Raw genomic sequence first — 1,599 nt, 5'->3', positions numbered from 1 at the left:
CTCGCACCATCCTGATTCACCGCGCTGCCCCGCACCACGGCCAACACCTCATGGCCCAGCCGACGCGCATCGGACAAGCGCTCGACCAACAGGACACCCACACCCTCCGACCACGCAGCACCATCCGCAGCACCCGCGAACGACTTGCACCGCCCGTCCTTCGCCAGGCCCCGCTGCCGGCTGAACTCCACGAAGACCTCGGGTTCCGACATGACGGCCACGCCGCCGGCCAGCGCGAGGGAGCACTCGCCGGAGCGGAGCGCCTGGATCGCGAGGTGCAGGCTCACGAGCGACGAGGAGCACGCCGTGTCCACCGTCATCGACGGGCCTTCGAGGCCGAGTACGTAGGAGATCCGGCCGGAGGCGATGCCGCCCGTGCTCGCGTTGTGGGCGTAGTCGTGGTACATCATCCCGGCGAAGACACCGGTACGGCTCTCCTTGAGGGAGAGCGGGTCGATGCCGGCCCGCTCGAACACCTCCCAGGATGCCTCCAGCAGGAGTCGCTGCTGCGGGTCCATGATCAGGGCCTCGTTCGGGCTGATGCCGAAGAACGCCGGGTCGAATCCAGGGGCGTCTTCGAGGAAGCCGCCGCGGGCGACGTAGCTGGTGTCGGGTCGTACACCTTCCGGGTCGTAGATCTTCCGCAGGTTCCAGCCCCGGTCGGTCGGGAAGTCGGAGATGAGGTCGGCGCCCTCGCTCACAGCCTGCCAGAGGTCTTCGGGCGAGGCGATGTTGCCCGGGTAGCGGCACGCCATGCCCACGATCGCGATCGGGTCGTCGGCGTGGGCGGCAGCGTGCGGGCGCACCGGTGTGAGGGTTGCCGGCACGGGGGCGTCGGCTCCGGACAGCTCCCCCAGCAGGTGGCGGGCCAGGGCCGCGGGGGTGGGGTAGTCGAACACGACGGTCGCGGGGAGTCGGAGCGCGGTGGCTTCGGACACCGCGTTGCGGAACTCCACGGCACGCAGGGAGTCGAAGCCGAGGTCCTTGAAGGCCTTCTCCGGCTCGATGGCCTGGAGCGAGCTGTAGCCGAGGACGGAGGCGACCTGCTCCAGGACGACCTCCAGCACGACGGCTTCGCGCTCCGTCTCGGCGATGCGGGCGAGCCGCTGCTGAAGGCCGTTCGCCTCGGTGTGGCCTGTCGCCCTGCGCCGTGTGACGACGGGGACCAGGGTGCGGAAGAGATCGCGGGCCGCGGAGCCCTGGGCCCGTACGGCGGCGAGGTCGAGCTGCACCGGGGCCACCACCGGCGGGTCCATCCGCAGGGCGGCGTCGAAGAGGGCCACGCCTCCCTCCGAGGTGATCGGGAAGACGCCGCCGACGGACGAGATGCGGGAGCGTTCGGCCCCGGACAGCTTGCCGGTCATTCCGCTGGCCTCGTCCCAGAAGCCCCAGGCGAGGGAGTGGGCGGGCAGGCCTTCCGCTCTGCGGTACGTGGCCAGCGCGTCCAGGAACGCGTTGGCCGCGGCGTAGTTGCCCTGACCCGCGTTGCCGAAGGTGCCGGCCACGGAGGAGAAGAGGACGAAGGCGGTGAGGTCCAGGTCACGGGTCAGCTCGTGGAGGTTCAGTGCCGCGTCCACCTTCGGGCGCAGGACCGCTTCC

At 70.7% G+C, this 1,599-nt stretch carries 1 protein-coding gene; it reads right to left on the bottom strand.

Annotated features, from left to right (window positions below; translation table 11 throughout):
* Positions 1 to 1,599 (bottom strand): beta-ketoacyl reductase (locus B082_RS37280; protein ID WP_037711484.1); only part of this gene is annotated, 1,599 nt, incomplete at both ends.

This window comes from Streptomyces sp. ATexAB-D23 (genome assembly GCF_000373645.1).
Classification (GTDB): domain Bacteria; phylum Actinomycetota; class Actinomycetes; order Streptomycetales; family Streptomycetaceae; genus Streptomyces; species Streptomyces castrisilvae.
The sequence above is the reverse complement of the archived record's forward strand: the minus strand, read 5'-3'. Positions and strand labels throughout refer to the sequence as shown.